Origin of the sequence: Limimaricola litoreus (genome assembly GCF_024159025.1) — a bacterium.
Lineage (GTDB): Bacteria > Pseudomonadota > Alphaproteobacteria > Rhodobacterales > Rhodobacteraceae > Limimaricola > Limimaricola litoreus.
Genome location: NZ_JAMYXC010000318.1, coordinates 1 through 11,757 on the forward strand (window position 1 = coordinate 1; position 11,757 = coordinate 11,757).

An 11,757-nucleotide genomic window follows, 5' to 3' on the forward strand; every position below is an offset into this window, starting at 1 on the left:
GCGTGCTGGCGGCGGCGACCGGCTCTGAGGTGCGGGTCTCGGCTCGCGAGGAGGCCGGCGCGGCAGGCGCGGCGATGATGGCGGCGGTGGCGATCGGCGCCTACCCGGACATGGAGGCGTGCATCGCCGAATGGGTGACGCCGCTGCTCGGCGCGGCCGAGCCGCCAGACCCGGTCCTGCGCGACACCTACGCCTCGCTCTTTCCGGCCTATGTCCGGGCCCGCGCCGCGCTGGCGCCGGTCTGGGACGGGCTCGCTCAACACCGGGCCGCGATGGCGGCCAATGAAAGGACAGCGACATGACCGACGAGCCCATCGACCTCTTCGTGATCGGCGGCGGCATCAATGGCGCCGGCATCGCCCGCGATGCCGCCGGGCGCGGCCTGAGCGTGGTGCTGTGCGAGAAGGACGACCTCGCCGAGGGGACCTCGTCGCGCTCGGGCAAGCTGGTGCATGGCGGCTTGCGCTACCTCGAATATTACGAGTTCCGGCTGGTGCGCGAGGCTCTGATCGAGCGCGAGGTGCTGATGCGTAACGCGCCGCACATCATCTGGCCGCTGCGCTTCGTGCTGCCGCACAGCCCCGAGGACCGGCCCGCCTGGCTGGTGCGGCTGGGGCTGTTCCTCTACGATCACCTCGGCGGCCGCAAGCGCCTTCCCGGCACCCGCACGCTCGACCTGAAGCGCGACCCCGAAGGCGCGCCGATCCTCGACAAGTACACCCGCGGCTTCGAGTATTCCGACTGCTGGGTCGATGACGCGCGGCTCGTCGTCCTCAACGCCGTCGACGCCGCCGAGCGTGGCGCCGAGGTGCTGACCCGCAGCCCCTGCGTCTCGGCCCGGCGCGCGGAGGGCCACTGGATCGTCACCACCCGCGACAGCGAGACCGGCGAAACGCGCGAGCATCGGGCCCGCGTCCTGGTCAACGCGGCAGGTCCCTGGGTCACCGATGTCGTCCGCCGGGTGGCCGGGGCGAACTCTTCGCGCAATGTCCGGCTGGTCAAGGGCAGCCACATCGTGGTGCCCAAGTTCTGGGAAGGCTCCAACGCCTATCTCGTGCAGAACCACGACAAGCGCGTGATCTTCATCAACCCCTACGAGGGCGATAAGGCGCTGATCGGCACCACCGATGTCGCCTATGAGGGCCGCGCCGAGGAGGTGACGGCGGACGAGGCCGAGATCGAGTACCTGCTCGCCGCCGTGAACCGCTACTTCAAGGAAAAGCTCGCGCGCGAGGATGTGCTGGAGAGCTTCTCGGGCGTCCGGCCCCTGTTCGACGATGGGCAGGGCAACCCTTCGGCGGTGACACGCGATTATGTCTTCGACCTCGACGAGACCGGCGGCGCGCCGCTCCTGAACGTGTTCGGCGGCAAGATCACCACCTTCCGCGAGCTGGCCGAGCGGGGCATGCACAAGCTGAAGGGCCTCTTTCCCGGCATGAAAGACGACTGGACCGAGAACGCGCCGCTGCCCGGTGGCGCGATCGAGAACGCCGATTTCGAGGCCTTCCGCGAGAGCCTGCGGAGCCGCTACCCTTGGATGCCGCGCGATCTGCGCCGGCACTACGCCCGGCTCTACGGCACGCGGATCGATATGGTCGTGGATGGCGCCAGCTCGATCGAGGGGCTGGGACGGCATTTCGGCGGCATGCTCTACGAAGCCGAGGCGCGCTATCTCGCGGCACATGAATGGGCCCGGACCGCGGAGGACGTGATCTGGCGGCGCACAAAGCACCGGCTCCAGCTGAGTGCTGCCGAGCAGGCGGAATTCTCCAAATGGTTCGACGGCACGCTCAGGGAGGCCGCGTGATGGCGCTGACGCTCTCGCTCAACACCAACCCTTTGGTGAATCGCTTCGCCGAAGCGGGCGATCTGATCGACACCGTGGCCCGCGACCTGCGCATCCGCGACCTGCAATTGACGCATGAATTCATCAACCCGTCCTGGCCCGCCCCGGTGATCCGCCGGCTGACGCGCGAAATGGGCCGGGCGCTGGCGCGCACCGGTGTGCGGGTGACCTCGGGCATGACCGGCCCCTATGGCCGTCTCAACCATTTCGGCCACCCGGATCGTGATGTGCGGCGCTATTATGTCGACTGGTTCAAGACCTTTGCCGACATCATCGGCGATCTGGGCGGTCGGTCGGTCGGAACCCAGTTCGCGATCCTGACCTATCGCGATTTCGACGATGCCGCGCGGCGCGAGGAGATGATCCGCATCGCCATCGACTGCTGGGCGGAGGTGGCCGAGCACGCGAAATCGGCGGGGCTCGATTACGTGTTCTGGGAGCCGATGAGCGTCGGCCGCGAATTCGGTCCGACCATCGCCGAGACCCTGGCGCTGCAGGAGCGGCTGACCGCGGCCGGGATGGCGGTGCCGATGTGGATGATGGCCGATATCGACCATGGCGACGTCACCAGCCCGAATCCCGACGACACCGATCCCTATGCCTGGGCGCGGGCGGTGCCCGAGGTTTCGCCGATCATCCACATCAAGCAATCCAAGATGGACAAGGGCGGGCATCGCCCCTTCACCGCCGAGCACAACGCGACCGGCCGGGTACAGCCCAAACCGCTGCTGGCGGCGTTGGCCGAGGGCGGCGCGCGCGACAACGAGATCTGCCTGGAGCTGTCCTTCAAGGAGCGCGAACCGGACGACCGAAACGTGATCCCGGCGATCGCCGAAAGCATCGCCTTCTGGGCGCCGCATATCGAGAGCGGGGCAGGCGACCTGAAGCTCTGATGGCCTTCGGGACCGGCGCCATGCCGGCCCCCGGCCATCGCGCGAGAACGGCCTCGGTCGCCGAGGTCGCTTCGCTTGGGGCGGGCCCTTCCACCCTCCCGGGGGCCTCCGGGCTCTGTGGAAGGAAGCCGTGACCGTTGAGGCGCAAAAAGGCGAGCGCGCCGCCTTGGTCCTCCCGCCGATATCCATGGTGACGCCGATCACCCCGTCGAGTTCCGACAGCCGGTCGCGCCGCCCGTAAGGCGCGGCCCCGGCGGCGCGCATGGTCGCGGACCGGCGCGGCATCGACCGGGCTGGTCAGCCGATCAAGCGCAGCCGCCCCCGCAGCCAGTCGCAGATCGCCTCGAAGCTTTGCCCGGCGCGGGTGCTGCGATGGCGGGCACGCAGGTAGCCATGCACCAGCTGCGGCTCGTTGCGCCATTCTGCGGCGATGCCGGCGGCGGTGAGCGCCTCGACGAAGGCCGGGCCGTCATCGCGCAGCGGATCGACGTCGGCGGTGACGACGAGGGCCGGGGGCAGGCCTTCGAAATCGGCGGCGCGCAGCGGCGACAGCTCGGGGTCCGTCTCGCGCAGCGTCGTGTCGCCCCCCGTCAGCACGCCCGCGTAATGCGCGATATCTGCGGTGCGCAGGAGCGGCGCCTCGGCATTCTCGGCATAGGAGGGCGCGGACATGTCGCCGCCCAGCCCCGGATAGATCAGGCATTGTGCCAGCGGCATCGGCCCGCCCTTGCGCCGCATGCGCAGGCACAGCGCCGCCGCCAGGGCGCCGCCCGCGCTGTCGCCCATGACGATGCCGGGGCGGCGCGCGCTCTCGGCCCGCCAGACCGTTTCCACGTCGTCGAGCTGTGCGGGGTAGAGATGCTCGGGCGCGAGGCGGTAATCGACCGCGACCAGCTCCGCCCCCGTGGCCTGCGCGATCTCGGCGCAGACGTCGTCATGGCTGTCGAGAGACCCCACGACGTAGCCGCCGCCATGCAGGTAGAGCAGGAAGGGCCCCGCCGCGCCGCGCGGCCGGTAGCGGCGGATCGGCACCCCCGCCACCGCCTTGTCGGTGACGGCGAGCCCCTCGGGCCGGGGGCTGCGGAACACCGCGCACATCGCGTCGTAATGGCGGCGGTTCTCGGCCGCCGAGGCGGAATTGGCCTCGGCCGGGTAGGCGGCCTCGGTCTCGGCGATGAAGCGCAGGATCTCGGGATCGGTCACGCGCATCTCAGTTCTCCCCACGGCGGGCCAGCGCGGTATCGAGCCAGTCCGCATCCATCTGCGGCACCGAGGCGAGCAGGGTCTCGGTATAGGGGTGGTGCGGCGGCGCGAACATCTCGTCCCGCGGGCCCTGTTCGACCACCTCGCCGTTTTGCATCACCACCACATGGTCGGCGATGGCACGGACGGTGGCGAGGTCGTGGGTGATGAACATGTAGCTCAGCCCCCGCTCCTCCTGCAGGCGCCGCAGGAGCCGCAGGATGCCGTCGGCCACGAGCTGGTCGAGCGCGCTCGTCACCTCGTCGCAGACGATGAGCCTGGGTTCGGCGGCCAGCGCGCGGGCGATGCCGATGCGCTGCTTCTGCCCGCCCGAAAGCGCGCCGGGCAGACGGTCGATATAGCTGTCGGGGTCGAGTTCGATCGCGTCCAACAGCTCCCGGATCCGTGCCTCCTGCGCCGCGCCCCTGAGCCCGAGATAGAAGCGCAGCGGCCGGCCGATGATTTCGCGGATCGTCTGCTTGGGGTTCAGCGCGGTATCGGCCATCTGGTAGATCATCTGGATCTGCCGCAGCTGATCCTTGGACCGCCCGGCGAGCCGGTCGGGCAGGGGCGCGCCGTCGAGCTCGACCCGCCCCGTGCTGAGCGGCAGCAGCCCGGTCAGCACCCGCGCCGTCGTCGATTTGCCCGAGCCGCTCTCGCCCACCACCGCGACGGTGCGGCCGCGGGGAATGTCGAAGCTGACATCGTGCAGCACCCGCGTGCCGCGCACGTATTCGGCCGAAACCTTCGACAGCCGCAGCACCGGGGTCTCGCCTTCGGCGGGGGCCGGGCGGGCTGCGGCCTCGTGGCTGCGTACGGCCCAGAGCGACTTCGAGTAGTCCTCGCGCGGTGCGGCGAGCATCGCGCGGGTCGGCTGTTCCTCGACCTCCATGCCATGGCGCAGGATCTTGATCCGGTCGGCCATCTGGGCGACCACCGCGAGATCATGGGTGATGTAGATCGCCGAAGTGCCGAACTCGCGCACCGCGTCGCGGATCGCCGCCAGCACCTCGATCTGCGTGGTGACGTCAAGCGCGGTGGTCGGCTCGTCGAAGATGATGAGATCGGGACGGCAGGACATCGCCATCGCAGTCATCGCGCGCTGCAACTGTCCGCCCGAAACCTGATGCGGGTAGCGAAAGCCGATTTCGCCGGGGTTGGGGAGCCGCATCCGGGCATAGAGCGCGCGGCCCTCGGCCTCGGCCTCGTCGCGGTCCCTGATGCGGTGGATCTCGGTCGGGGCTTCGGAAAACTGCCGGATCAGCCGGTGCGCCGGGTTGAAGTTGGCCACAGCCGATTGTGCGACATAGGCGATGCGCCGCCCGCGCAGGCCGCGCCTGCGGCGTTCCGACAGCGCCATCAGGTCCTGCCCGTCGAAGTCGATCGAGCCGCCCGAGATGCGGGTGCCGTCGCGGGCATAGCCCATGGCGGCGAGGCCCAGCGTCGATTTCCCGGCGCCGCTCTCGCCGATCAGGCCGAGGATCTCGCCGCGCTTCAGCTCGAGATCGACGCCCTTGACGATCGGGGTCCAGCTTCGGCCCTGCCGGCCCTCGATCCTGAGATCGCGGATGGTGAGGAGGGGATCGGTCATCTTGAACCTCTCAGTCCTTGAGGCCGGATGCGCGGTGCAGCACCCAGTCAACGACGAAATTGATGCTCACCGTCAAAAGCGCGATGGCGGCGGCGGGTAGGAGCGGGGTGATGTCTCCGAAGGTGATGAGGGCCGCGTTGTCGCGCACCATCGAGCCCAGATCCGCGGTGGGCGGCTGGATGCCCAGCCCGAGGAAGGACAGGGCCGAAATCGCAAGGAACACGAAGCAAAAGCGCAGGCCGAACTCCGCGATCAGCGGTGCCGCGGCATTGGGCAGGATCTCGCGGCGCATCAGCCAGCCGCGCCCTTCGCCCCTGAGCCGCGCGGCTTCGACGTAATCCATGACCACCACGTCCATCGCCACGGCGCGGGCGAGGCGGAACACCCGCGTCGCTTCGATCACCGCGATGACGATCACGAGGTTGACGATGCCGGTGCCGTAGATCGACAGCAGCAAAAGCGCGAACAAGAGCGCCGGGATCGCGATCAGCATGTCGACCAGCCGCGACAGGATCTGATCGACCCAGCCCCCGGTCACAGCCGCCAGAAGCCCGAGCGTCGCACCTGCGCCAAAGGCCAGCGCGGTGGTGGCCAGCGCGATGCCGAGCGAATTGCGCGTGCCCCAGATCAGCCGGGAGACCACGTCGCGGCCAAGGTTGTCGGTGCCCAGGGGGTAGGCGCCGCCCCAGGGCTCGAACTCCATGCCGACGATCTCGGTCTCGCCGAAAGGCGCGATGAGGGGGGCGAAGAGGGCGACGAGGATGTAGAGCGCGATCACCACGATGCCGAACCAGGCCGTCGGCGGGGCGGTCTTTATGTCAGTCAGCGTCATCGGTCATTTCCTGTGCATCAGCCGCGGATTGGTGGCGATGGCCAGCAGATCGGCGGCGAGATTGAGCAGGATGTAGATACCCGCGAAGATCAGGCAGGCGGCCTGCACCACCGGGATGTCGCGCTTGGCCACGGAATCGACCATCAGCTGCCCCAGCCCCGGAAAGACGAAGACCACCTCGACGATCACCACGCCGGTGATCAGATAGGCGAGGTTGAGCGCCACCACGTTGATGATCGGCGACAGCGCGTTGGGCAGGGCGTGGCGCAGGATCACCCGCGCGGGCGAGGCGCCCTTGAGCCGCGCCATCTCGATATAGGGCTGGGCCAGCAGGTTGATGATCGCGGCGCGGGTCATCCGCATCATGTGCGCGGTGACCACGAGCACCAGCGTCAGCGCCGGCAGGAAGGTGCGGTAGAGCATGGTGCCCAGATCCGCGCCGCTGCCGAAATCGGCGATGGAGGGAAACAGCCCCCATTTGACCGAGAGAAACAGCAGCAGGATATAGGCCACGAAATATTCGGGGAACGAGATCGAGCTCAGCGTCGCCACGTTGACGAAACGGTCGAACCAGCTGCCGCGGTAGAGCGCCGCGAGAAGCCCCAGAGACAGCGCCAGCGGCACCGAGATCGCCGCGGCATAGGCGGCGAGAAAGAGCGTGTTGCCGAAGCGCGCGGCCAGAAGCTCGCCGATCTCGCGTCCATTGGCCAGCGAGGTGCCGAAATCGCCCATGAGCGCGCCGCCGAGCCAGTCGAGATAGCGCAGATGCGCCGGCTGATCGAGGCCCAGCTCGCGGCGGAAGGCGGCGACCGTCTCGGGCGTGGCGGACTGGCCGAGGATCTCCTCGGTCAGGTCGCCGGGCAGAAGCTCGATCGCCAGGAAGATGAACAGCGAGATCGCGAACAGCGTCAGCAGCCCGAGCGCCAGCCGCTGCATCGTCATGCGCAAAAGGGGATGCATCAGGCGGGCTCCCCGAGCGGCCAGCCGATGTCGCGGATCGGGCGGCCAGCATGATCGGGCGCGGGCAGGGCGCTCTGGCCCGGCGCCAGCGCGGCCAGCCGGTCGATCAGCGGCGCGCCCATCGGGCAGGCGCGGCCAGCTGTCGTGTCGACATGCATCAGCATGTGCTCGGCCGTGGCCTGCACCGTGCCGGAGCCGTCGATCATCTCGTGATGCAGTCGGATGCGCTTGGCGTCGAAGCCCAGAAGCGTCGTGCGGACGGTGAGATCCGCGCCCGCGCCGGTCTCGGCGAGGTGGCGGATATGCGTCTCGACCGTGTAGACCGACAGGCCCTGCGCGCGGTAGCCGGCATCCATGCCGATATGGCCCAGAAAGGCATCCGTCGCGTCGCCGAAGACCTGCAGGTAGCGGAATTCGGTCATGTGGCCGTTGTAGTCGAGCCAATCGCCGCCGACCTTGGCACGGTGCAGCTCCAGCGGCGCGGCGGGGTCGGGCGCGGCATGGGCGGCGCGGGCATGGGCCTGCGCGAAGGCGCGCTCCTCCATGGCGCGCAGCGTCTCGCCCGCGCCCCATCCATTGGCGCGCAGCGCGTGCAGGATGCCGATCAGGTTGTCGTCGCGGATCCGCTCCAGCTCGCGGATCGTGTGCTGCCCCGATTGCGCGTCGGACTGCGCGGCGATCTTGGCCGACAGCTCCTCGGTCATCTCGGGCACGTCCATGAGCTTGGTCCAGGGCCATTTCAGCGCCGGGCCGAACTGGTCGATGAAATGCTTCATCCCCGCCTCGCCCCCGGCGATGCGGTAGGTCTCGAACAGCCCCATCTGCGCCCAGCGAAGCCCGAAGCCGAAGCGGATCGCGTCGTCGATCTCCTGCGTGGTGGCGATGTCGTCCTTCACCAGCCACAGGCTTTCGCGCCAGACCGCCTCGAGCAGCCGGTCGGCGATGTGCGCGTCGATCTCGCGGCGGATCTTGAGCGGGTGCATCCCGGTCCGGGCGAGAATGTCGGCGGCGCGGTCGAGAACCGCCTCGTCCTGCGGGCCGGACCCCACCAGCTCGACCAGCGGCACGAGGTAGACCGGGTTGAACGGGTGGGCCACGAAGATCCGCTCGGGATGGGTGGCGCCCTCGCGCAGCTCGGAGGGCTTGAAGCCCGAGGTCGAGGAGCCGATCAGCGCCTCCGGGGATGCCGCCGCCTCGATCGCGGCGAAGACCTTGTGCTTGAGATCGAGCCGTTCGGGCACGCTTTCCTGGATGTACTCCGCGCCCTCGACCGCGCCGGCGATGTCGTCGTGAAAGCTCAGGCGCCCCTCGGGCACGGGCGGCGCGGAAATCAGCCGCGCGCGGGCGCGGCGGGCGTTGTCCAGCACCTCGCCGATGATCCGGCGCGCGTCGGGGTGGGGATCGTGGACGGCGACGTCGGTGCCGTCGAGAAGGAAGCGGGCGATCCAGCCGCCGCCGATGACGCCGCCGCCGATGCAGGCGGCGCGGGAGAGGGTGCGGGTCATGCGATGGGCCTTTCGGAAGAGTCCTTGGAGATGCCCCGCCGCCGTCGGGCGGCGGGGCGCGGCGGGATCAGACGGCCCACCAGCGTTCGACGACCTTCCAGCCGTCGAGGAAGCGGTTCGAGGCGACCTCGCCATGCGCGATGCGGTCGTTCTTGCCGTCGATGTAATTGGCGAACATCGGGATGATCGAGCCGCCATCGTCGCGGCACAGCGCCTGCATCTCGTGATACATCTCGGCGCGCAGCCCCTCGTCGAGCTCGGCCCGGGCGGCGACCAGCAGCTCGTTGAAGCGCGGATTGCTCCAGCGGCTCTCGTTCCACTCGGCTCCGTCGGCATAGACGAGGCTGAACATCCAATCCTCGGTCGGGCGGCCGTTCCAGTAGCTCATGGCGAAGGAGTCCTTCAGCCAGACGTTCGACCAATAGCCATCGGCGGGCTTGCGGTCGACATTGACGCGGATGCCCGCACGCCCGGCGGATTCCTGGAACAGCACGGCCGCGTCCACCGCCCCCGCGAAGGCCGCGTCCGAGGTCGAGAGCGAGACATCAAGGCTGTCGAGACCGGCCTGCTTGAGGTGGTATTTCGCGCGGTCGGGGTCATAGGCGCGCTGTTCGAGATCGGCGGCGTGGAAGCGGTTGCCCGGCGCGATCGGATGGTCGTTGCCGAGCGAGCCATGGCCCTTGAGCACCTTGTCGAGCATCTCCTGCCGGTCGATCGCGTGCTTGAGCGCAAGCCGCACGTTCACGTCGTCGAAGGGCGCGGTGTCGCAATGCATCGGAAAGGGGTAATGCGCGGTGCCCGTGACCTCGACCAGCGACAGGCCGGGACGGCGGCCCAGCAGGTGCACGGTCTTGGGCGGCACGCCGTTGATGATGTCGACCTCGCCGGTGACCAGCGCGTTCTGCCGCGCGGTGGGGTCGTTGATCGTCAGCAGCGTCACCTCGTCGAACCAGGCGCGGTCCTCCTTCCAGTAGTCGTCGCGCCGCTTGAGCCGGATGCGCACGCCCGGCTCGTGCTCTTCGAGCGTGTAGCCGCCGGTGCCGATCCCGGCCTGCCAGTCGATCCGGCCCGACCCGTCATCGGGCATGATGACGAAGTGGTAGTCGGCGGCGACGAAGGGGAAATCGGCATTGCCGGCGGTCAGCTCGAACACCACCACCCGCTCGCCATCGGCGCGGATGTCGGCCACTTGGTCAAGCAGGCCCTTGGCGCCCGACTTGGTGTCCTCGCCGCGGTGGTGGTTGAACGAGGCGATCACGTCGGCGGCAGTGAGCCGGGCGCCATTCGAGAAGGCCACGTCGCGCAGCTTGAAGGTCCAGACCCGCGCCTCGGCGTCGGGCTCGAAGCTTTCGGCCAGCTCGGGTGCGGCCCGCCCCTCGGCGTCGATCTCCACGAGGTTGTTGCACACGCCGCCGAGCATGGCGGTGACCACCGGCCCCGCGGCATAGGTCGCGGGATCGATCGTGTCGGAGGTGGCGCCGCCCGAATGGCCGATGCGGATCGCGCCGCCGCGCTTGGGTCCGGCCTGCGCGCGCAGCGCGGTGGGCCCGAGGGCGAGGGCGGCGGTGCCGGTGGCCAGAAAGCCGCGGCGGCTGATATCGGTGAATGTCATGCAAATCTCCCTGAAATCGACCGGGCGCGGGGCCGCGCGCGGCATGTTATGGGGTGGTTACCAGCGTTTTTTCAGCTTGAGCTTCTCGCGCACCTGCGCGGGCGTCATGAGGTTGACGTTCATCGCCGAAAGCATCGTCGCCGCGCGCTCCACCAGGTCGCCGTTGGAAGCGGGCACGCCGCGCTCCAGCCAGATGTTGTCCTCGAGGCCGACGCGGACATTGCCGCCCGCCAGCACCGCCTGCGCGGCGAAGGGCAGCTGCATCCGGCCGATCGAGAACATCGAATAGACCCAGCCCTCGGGCATGTTGTTCGTGAGCGCGGTGAGCGAGTTGAGATCATTGGGCGCGCCGAAGGGAATGCCCATGCACAGCTGCACCAGCACCGGATCGTCGATCAGCCCCTCCTCCACCAGCGTCTTGGCAAGCCACAGATGGCCGAGGTCGAACACCTCGATCTCGGGCTTCACCCCCGCCGCCTGGATCCGCCGCGCCATGGCGCGCAGCGTGCCGGGCGTGTTGGTCATCACGTAATCGGCCTCGGCGAAGTTCATCGTGCCGCAGTCGAGCGTGCAGATCTCGGGCAGCAGCTCCTCGACATGCACCAGCCGCTCGGTGGCGCCGATCAGGTCGGTGCCCGCCTCGTCGAGCGGCAGCGGCGCCTCGGCCGAGCCGAGCACGATGTCGCCGCCCATCCCGGCGGTGAGGTTGAGGATCACGTCGGTGCCGCTGTCGCGGACCCGCGCCACCACCTCGCGGTAGAGCGCCGGATCGCGCGAGGGCGCGCCGGTCTCGGGGTCCCGCACATGGACATGGGCGATGGCCGCGCCGGCTCCGGCGGCCTCGATGCAGGCCGCGGCGATCTGCTCGGGCGTCACCGGCACCTTGTCGCTCTTGAGATGGCTCTGGCCCGAGCCCGTCACGGCACAGGTGATGAATGCGTCCCAGTTCACGGTCGCGCCTCCGATCGGATTGAAAATGTCGATTGAGGCGAACCTAGCCTCCTTCGGACGCCAGCTTGTTGCCATTCCGGCCAAATGCATTGCATATAAAGACAACCATGGCCTTTCGGATCGTCTTTCTGCCCTTCGACGGCTTCTCCAACATGGTGCTTGCCAGCGCCATCGAGCCGCTGCGCGCAGCCTGCAACCTGTCCGGGCGACAGCTGTTCGACTGGTGTGTGGCGACGCCGGGCGGCGAGGCCGCCTGCAGCTCATCGGGGTTGCGGCTGGCCGCCGAGCTGCCGCTGACCGAGGCGGGGCGTTGCGACGCGCTGGT

General features: G+C 69.0%; 10 protein-coding genes and 1 pseudogene. 4 read left to right on the forward strand and 7 right to left on the reverse strand.

Annotation, left to right across the window (positions count from 1 at the left end):
* The 3 genes and pseudogenes from NHG85_RS19080 to NHG85_RS19090 form a co-directional block, all read left to right on the forward strand.
* Positions 1-302 (forward strand): annotated as a pseudogene (locus tag NHG85_RS19080) (carbohydrate kinase); the annotation flags it as partial.
* A complete protein-coding gene (locus NHG85_RS19085) occupies positions 299-1,807 on the forward strand; it encodes a glycerol-3-phosphate dehydrogenase (RefSeq protein ID WP_253335325.1) in 1,509 nt (502 codons plus the stop codon). The pseudogene NHG85_RS19080 and the gene NHG85_RS19085, both read left to right, overlap by 4 nt.
* The gene (locus NHG85_RS19090) at positions 1,807-2,739 is read left to right on the forward strand and encodes a sugar phosphate isomerase/epimerase family protein (protein WP_253335326.1); all 933 of its coding nucleotides are present in this window, start codon (positions 1,807-1,809) and stop codon (positions 2,737-2,739) included. The genes NHG85_RS19085 and NHG85_RS19090 overlap by 1 nt, the downstream gene beginning before the upstream one ends.
* A 297-nt stretch (positions 2,740-3,036) precedes the next feature.
* On the opposite strand, the gene NHG85_RS19095 is transcribed toward NHG85_RS19090, so the two are convergent.
* The 7 genes from NHG85_RS19095 to NHG85_RS19125 form a co-directional block, all read right to left on the reverse strand.
* Entirely contained in the window at positions 3,037-3,948 is a 912-nt protein-coding gene (locus NHG85_RS19095; protein ID WP_253335327.1) for an alpha/beta hydrolase, read from the reverse strand.
* 1 nt (position 3,949) lies between these two features.
* The gene (locus NHG85_RS19100) at positions 3,950-5,572 is read right to left on the reverse strand and encodes an ABC transporter ATP-binding protein (protein ID WP_253335328.1); all 1,623 of its coding nucleotides are present in this window, start codon (positions 5,570-5,572) and stop codon (positions 3,950-3,952) included.
* 10 nt (positions 5,573-5,582) lie between these two features.
* Entirely contained in the window at positions 5,583-6,404 is an 822-nt protein-coding gene (locus NHG85_RS19105) for an ABC transporter permease (protein WP_253335329.1), read from the reverse strand.
* A 3-nt stretch (positions 6,405-6,407) separates the two neighbouring features.
* Positions 6,408-7,364: an ABC transporter permease gene (locus tag NHG85_RS19110; protein ID WP_253335331.1), complete on the reverse strand. Its 957-nt coding sequence runs from the start codon at positions 7,362-7,364 to the stop codon at positions 6,408-6,410.
* The gene (locus NHG85_RS19115) at positions 7,364-8,869 is read right to left on the reverse strand and encodes a carnitine 3-dehydrogenase (RefSeq protein ID WP_253335333.1); all 1,506 of its coding nucleotides are present in this window, start codon (positions 8,867-8,869) and stop codon (positions 7,364-7,366) included. Before NHG85_RS19115 ends, NHG85_RS19110 begins: the two co-directional genes overlap by 1 nt.
* 67 nt (positions 8,870-8,936) lie before the next feature.
* Positions 8,937-10,481, reverse strand: a complete 1,545-nt coding sequence (locus tag NHG85_RS19120; RefSeq protein ID WP_253335334.1) for an ABC transporter substrate-binding protein — start codon at positions 10,479-10,481, stop codon at positions 8,937-8,939.
* 57 nt (positions 10,482-10,538) lie between these two features.
* Positions 10,539-11,432: a beta-keto acid cleavage family enzyme gene (locus NHG85_RS19125; protein WP_253335335.1), complete on the reverse strand. Its 894-nt coding sequence runs from the start codon at positions 11,430-11,432 to the stop codon at positions 10,539-10,541.
* A gap of 107 nt (positions 11,433-11,539) precedes the next feature.
* Between NHG85_RS19125 and NHG85_RS19130 the strand changes: the two genes are divergently transcribed.
* The coding region (locus NHG85_RS19130) for a type 1 glutamine amidotransferase family protein (protein WP_502213730.1) at positions 11,540-11,757 on the forward strand (218 nt) is incomplete at its 3' end.